General features: G+C 31.3%; 4 protein-coding genes. 3 read left to right on the forward strand and 1 reads right to left on the reverse strand.

The features are described from left to right. Positions 1 to 106: 106 nt before the first annotated feature. The 3 genes from KM029_RS24470 to KM029_RS24480 all read left to right on the forward strand — a co-directional run bounded on the left by KM029_RS24470 (position 107) and on the right by KM029_RS24480 (position 5,060). On the forward strand, positions 107 to 511 hold the full coding sequence (locus KM029_RS24470) for a hypothetical protein (protein WP_144076424.1): 405 nt from the start codon (positions 107 to 109) through the stop codon (positions 509 to 511). A 301-nt stretch (positions 512 to 812) separates the two neighbouring features. Then, positions 813 to 1,904, forward strand: coding sequence for an efflux RND transporter periplasmic adaptor subunit (locus KM029_RS24475; RefSeq protein WP_144076425.1), 1,092 nt, complete (start codon positions 813 to 815; stop codon positions 1,902 to 1,904). Positions 1,905 to 1,952: 48 nt separating this feature from the next. Then, a complete protein-coding gene (locus KM029_RS24480) occupies positions 1,953 to 5,060 on the forward strand; it encodes an efflux RND transporter permease subunit (RefSeq protein ID WP_144076426.1) in 3,108 nt (1,035 codons plus the stop codon). A 65-nt stretch (positions 5,061 to 5,125) separates the two neighbouring features. On the opposite strand, the gene KM029_RS24485 is transcribed toward KM029_RS24480, so the two are convergent. Further along, positions 5,126 to 5,821 carry a hypothetical protein gene (locus KM029_RS24485; RefSeq protein ID WP_144076427.1) on the reverse strand — a complete coding sequence of 232 codons (696 nt, stop codon included), beginning with the start codon at positions 5,819 to 5,821 and terminating at the stop codon, positions 5,126 to 5,128. Between the last annotated feature and the right edge of the window lie 602 nt (positions 5,822 to 6,423).

Below are 6,423 nucleotides of genomic sequence, written 5' to 3' on the forward strand. Positions count from 1 at the left end.
CGTAAATTCTATCAGCCTTTTTTATTTTGTGAACTTTATTATTACGTTTATTCTTAGTATTTGATTAATAACTACATTTAGAGTATAAGAACTATAGCAAGTAAATATGGAATCGATTAAGATTTTAAAAATATCAAAATGGATACGCCATTCTGTGGCTATTTTAATTTTTATAATAGTTTTATTAGGTACTTTAGACTTACCTACCAAAGAGCTAAGTAAACCAATTATTGTTTTCGGTTTTTTTCTAGCAATGCTTTACCAAAGTAAAATTCTTTGGTTTAAACATTATGTAGAGTGGAACAAAAACTATATTGTAATTAAAGTAAATGCTAAAAAGGCCCTAAATATTACATTTTCTGATGTACTATCATCAGTTTTAAAAAAAGACAAGTTAATCCTTACAAAAAAAGATAAAGAGGAGGTTATTATTGACCTAAAGAATATTAAAAGAGAAGATGCTCAAAAACTCCATTTTATATTGATGGAAAATGCAATCTCGAATTTATAGAAACTGTACTGTTGAGAGCTAAAACGACTCCAATCAAAAACTAAATGACTTATTCTAATTAACTAACCAAAATGTAGGAAAATAGCTATTATATTGTTTTCCCAAGTGGTAAAGATTTGAAATGATTACAAATATAACTTATTATGTAATAACCATTAAATCAGTGATATATATGAGCGTTGTGTTTCTATTTAACTTTATTAAACAAAAATAGAAACAATTGTACAACGTTGTTACCGATATGGCGTATTAATATCAAGGTAACAATATTACCTATATTAAAACATTAATTTTTATCACAATGAAAGTTCTCTATTTTCTACCACTTCTAATGGCATTTTTATTTACTTCTTGCTATAAGAAACCAGATATGTACCAAGCACCAGAGGTACCAACCGTAAAAGTTGGACACCCTAAGAAAGAGCAGGTAAATATTTTTGATACTTACACAGGGTATACAGAAGCATTAAATAAAGTAAGTATTGTACCACGTGTAACTGGTGAATTAAAAAATAGATATTTTGTACCAGGACAATATGTAAAAAAAGGTCAGCTTTTATTTCAGCTAGAAAAAGAACCTTATTTAAGTCAATTACATAAAGCAGAAGCTTCTGTTGAAAGAGCAAAAGCAGACGTGGCAGTAAAAGAAGCCACGTACAAATCTTACAAAAAATTAGTAAAAACAAGTGCAGTTTCTGAATTGCAATATTTAGAATCAAAAGCTAAAGTCGATGAATCGAAGGCGATGTTAGCAAATGCAAACTCACAATTAGAGGTGGCAACGACACAGTATTCTTATACTAAAATTACTGCACCAATAAGTGGAGTAATTTCAGATTATTATGTTGATAATGGCAATATAGTAACAGGTAATTCAGGAGTTCAATTAGCTTATATAGTTGATAGCCATCTTATGAATATTTACTTTACAATTCCTGCAGCCAAATATTATTCAATTATAAGAAGCAAAGAAAATGTTACTGACTTGCCAATTACTGTAATGGCTGATGATAATAAAACATTGTTATCAGAAGGAAAAGTAATTTACCATGATCCTAAGGTTGATCTAAATTCTGGTTCAATAACACTTAAAGCTCAAGTAAAGAACAATGATAAAGTTTTAGTTGATGGTACTTATGTTCGTGTGAAATTAGCCAAACGTGCTAAAGAAGATGTTCTTTTAATACCACAAGTAGCTGTAGAAAGAGACCAAGTAGGGCCATATGTATATACTGTAGCTCAAGATACTGTAGAACAGCATAGAATTAAATTAGGTACTCAAGTAGGGGAAAACGTAATTGTAACTTCTGGAGTTGAGTTAGATGATAATCTTATTGTTTCAGGCATTCAGCGTGCTAGAGTAGGAATTAAAGTACATGCAATTGCACAATAGCATTTAACAACTACCAATTTTCACTATTCATCTAAAATTGTCAGCATCATGATCTCTCGCTTTTTTATCAATCGACCAATATTTGCTGCAGTACTTGCAATTTTTATTGTAATCGTTGGTGGCATATCAATGTCAATGTTACCAATCTCACAATATCCGCAAATTACTCCACCTACTGTAACTGTAACGGGTATGTATCCTGGAGCAGATGCAACAACGATTGCACAATCTGTTGGTGCTCCTTTAGAAGAAGCAATTAATGGAGTAGAAGGGATGATATATATGTCTTCTACTAGTAATAATGATGGTATTTATTCGCTTACAATCACTTTTGAGGTAGGAACAGATGTAAATATTGCAACTGTTTTAGTAGAAAATAAAGTATCTCAGGCATTGCCACAATTACCTTCTATTGTACAGAAATTGGGTGTAACTACTCAAAAGAAGTCTACAAATATGGTAATTCTTGGTAGTATTTATGCCAAAGATGGTGCACATTTAGATTCTACTTTTTTAGCAAATTATGCTGATGCTTATATTGCTGATGAATTAAGAAGAATTGAAGGAGTAGGCGATGTAACAATTTTTGGAGTAGGAGATTACAGTATTCGTGTTTGGCTAAACCCAGATGCTTTAGAAGATCATGGAATGTCTCCTTCTGACGTTGTAACTGCAATTCAGAATCAGAATCAAGAAACTTCGGCAGGGCATATTGGACAATCACCTGGTTTGCAAAAACAAGTTTCTACATATGCTATTAATGTTTATCCAGGTAGATTAAAAGACGTTGCAGATTTTGAGAACATTATAGTGAATACAACTCCAGAAGGAGGAACGGTTTACCTTAAAGATGTTGCAGAAATCAATTTAGGAAGTGAGAAATATACAATGTCTTTTAAATCTAAAGGGAAATTAGCAGGAGGTATTGGTGTATATCAATTACCTAATTCTAATGCCTTGGATGTATCGAATGCAGTAAGAGCTAAATTAGATGAATTAAAAGAATCCTTTCCAGAGGGAATGGATTATCATATTACAATTGATACGACAGATTATGTAACGGCATCTATTAAAGAAGTTATTGAAACATTATTGATTGCAGTATTTTTAGTTTTTGTGGTAATGTATATGTTTCTCCAAAGTTGGAGAGCAACAATAATTCCTTCTGTAACTATTCCTGTGGCATTAATTGGCGCCTTTGCAGCAATGGCAGCGTTTGGTTTCTCCATTAATATTCTTACTCTTTTCGGTATTGTGCTTGCAATTGGTATTGTGGTAGATGATGCTATTGTAGTAGTAGAAAATACAAGTAGGTATTTAGAAGAAGGATTGTCACCCAAAGAAGCTGCTATAAAGGCAATGCAAGAGGTAACTGGTCCTATTGTAGCAACAACATTAGTACTTATGTCTGTGTTTATTCCTGCAGCAATGATGTCTGGAATAACAGGAGAGTTGTACAAACAATTTGCTTTAACAATTGCTTTTTCAACATTATTTAGTGCTTTAAATGCACTTACTTTAACACCTGCATTGTGTTCTTTGATTTTAAGAAAAGAGGTGCCTTCTAAGTTCTTTATATTTGTCTATTTTAATAAAGGATACGATTATATAACAAATAAATACCATAAAGGAGTTGCGTTTACATTACGTAAAATGTTTATTTTCATCTTTTTGTATTTACTTATTTCAGGTTTGTCGTTTGTTGGTTATTCAATTTTGCCAGCTACGTTTATTCCAAATGAAGATCAAGGGTATATGTTAGTTTCAGCACAGTTACCAGATGCCTCTACATTATCTAGAACAAACGAAGTTGCTACAAAACTTGATAGCCTTTTTGGAACAGTAGACGGTGTAGATGATTGGATTTCTATTAATGGATATTCTATTATTGATGGTGCGACGGCATCCAATCAATTGACAATATTTATTCGTTTTGAAGATTGGGATACGCGCCTTAAAAAAGGTAGAAATCTACTTGTAATTTTAAATGAGATTAATAAAAAAGCTTATGAAATTGATGAGGCTGTAATCTTTTCTTTTGTTCCTCCTGCCATTAATGGTTTGGGTGCTTCTGGAGGTATACAATTGGTTTTACAAGATAAACAAGGTGATCAGTTTGACAGATTACAGAAATTCACTGAAAAATTCTCTTCTAAAATTAAATCATCTAAAATATTTAAAGGTGCAAATGCAACATTTAGAGCGAATATACCTAATGTAACTTTATTTGTTGATGCACAGAAAGCCATGATGTATGATATTCCTTTGAATGAAATATACACAGCTTTAAATTCAGTTACTGGATCTCAATATGTAAATGATTTCTCTAAATGGGGTAGAACATTTCAAGTTAATGTTCAAGGTGAAAAAGAGTATAGAAAAGTACTTGCTGATGTTTATAAAATCAAGATTAAGAATGCAAAAGGACAACTAGTTTCTTTAGATAACATTGTTAGTTCTAATTATTCTTTCTCACCTCAGATAGTAACAAGATACAACATGTTTAATGCTAGTAATATCATTGCTCAAGTTGGTCCAATGTACAGTTCTGGAGCAGGTATTAAAGAGCTGAACAAATGGGTAAAGGAAGACTTAGATATAACAATGGATGCTGAATGGACTGGTATGGCTTATCAAGAAATAAAAGCGGGGTCCAATACCATTTTTATCTTTGGAATGGCAATCTTGTTGGTTTATTTAGTATTGGCAGCACAGTACGAATCTTGGTTAGATCCCTTTGCTGTAATCTTAGCAGTACCAATGGCAATATTTGGAGCAGTATTGTTTGTAGCTTACAAAGGACAGTTAAATAGTATTTATATGCAGATAGGTGTAGTATTACTAGTTGCGTTATCTTCTAAAAATGCCATTTTAATTGTAGAGTTTGCTAGAGAGAATTTAACAAAAGGTCTAGCACTTAAGGAAGCAATTATTAATGCTGCAGTTTTAAGATTTAGACCTATATTAATGACCTCATTTGCCTTTATTTTAGGTGTTTATCCATTAGTTATTGCAACAGGAGCTGGTGCAAATTCAAGACATGCATTAGGAGCAACAGTATTTGGAGGAATGTTATCTTCTACATTGTTATCAATTTTCTTTACACCAGTTATTTATTATGGACTTCATAGATTAAGTCAATTATTCAAAAAATAAAATTAAAGCTGTCCATGTTTTCAATATGGGCAGCTTTTCTGTTTCAAGTAGCGTTAATTATTTAATTAGAAAATAAATTTCACACCAGAGTATATTAAGTAACAGTTATTTGCTAAATCATATTCAGGCTCACAGTAGATGTAAGCAGTAAATGATTTAGATTTTACTGTTCTACCTAAACCAATACCTACGGGAATCTCATTTACCCCAGTTTGTGTATTAAATAACATTCTAGGGTGTGTTCTCACTTCCCATAAACCATTGTTTGTAAATTTGTAGTAGGCCCCATATTGTGCTTCTATAGTTCCATTAAATTGGTAGGTTAAAAGCTCTACAAATTTCCATTTTTTAGACAATTGAACACCTACAAAGTTAACTCCTGCAGTGATGCCATTTGTAGCAGAATGAGAAACAATAGCACCAAAACCAGTCTGAATTTTCCAATCTTCATTATTTTTCCCAAATTCAATTAATCTAGATACCATAAAACTCGATGAACCATAGCTTACATCTGCATCATAAGGTTTTGTATAATCTACAGCTGCTCTAATAAACCATTTCGAGGTAGTATAATTTACTATATTTTGCATCTCTACTTGATTTGGTTTAAACCTACCAATCTGATACACATTTAATCCTTTACTTAAAGGGTTACTTGCATCTACCATCTCTTCAATATTTTCTACCGAGGTACTATCTTGAGCGTTTGTAAAAGTTATACTTAATAAGATAAACAATAATGGAAGTATATATTTTTTCATATCTGTATATATTTTATTTTTCTAAACTTGATATATACAAATGTATTTTATTTATGTTAGAGTTTAAACAATAAATAGCTATATGATATAACTATAAGTTATACGTAGCTGCTCTCCTTTTTGGACTCCCTTATTTAAGTCTACTAAAAATCTATTCAGGTAAGTAGTATTTTGATCGACATTAGAGTTTAATGGTTTCCCTGCTTATCCTAGACTAGCACGACAAAATCTACCGTACGAAGAATTAATATCAGATACTTATTAAGGAATAACATTAGATTGAGGGTTTATGATATTGATAATTCTATAATTGATAAATTTCTAGCCTAATATTTTGAAGGTTAAATTATATCATTTTGTTTTACTATCAATCAAAAAAATAGACCTTTTATACAGCAATGTACTCCCTTTATATCTAGGTAACTGTTGTTTACACCACATCTTACCCTTGTCTTACAACGTGTTGTAAAACTCATAACTACATTAGTTTAAAGAGGCACAATTTCACCATACATGTATTAAAGTTAACAAGGTTAAATGTTTACAACATGTTAAAATAAAACATCGTTACCTATTCAAAGAAACATCGTTACTAAAACATT

Origin of the sequence: Flammeovirga kamogawensis, assembly GCF_018736065.1 — a bacterium.
GTDB lineage: Bacteria > Bacteroidota > Bacteroidia > Cytophagales > Flammeovirgaceae > Flammeovirga > Flammeovirga kamogawensis.

Coding starts and splice junctions, on each gene's coding strand:
- KM029_RS24470 (WP_144076424.1), top strand. CDS start 107: ATGGAATCGATTAAGATTTTAAAAATATCAAAATGGATACGCCATTCT.
- KM029_RS24475 (WP_144076425.1), top strand. CDS start 813: ATGAAAGTTCTCTATTTTCTACCACTTCTAATGGCATTTTTATTTACT.
- KM029_RS24480 (WP_144076426.1), top strand. CDS start 1,953: ATGATCTCTCGCTTTTTTATCAATCGACCAATATTTGCTGCAGTACTT.
- KM029_RS24485 (WP_144076427.1), bottom strand. CDS start 5,821: ATGAAAAAATATATACTTCCATTATTGTTTATCTTATTAAGTATAACT.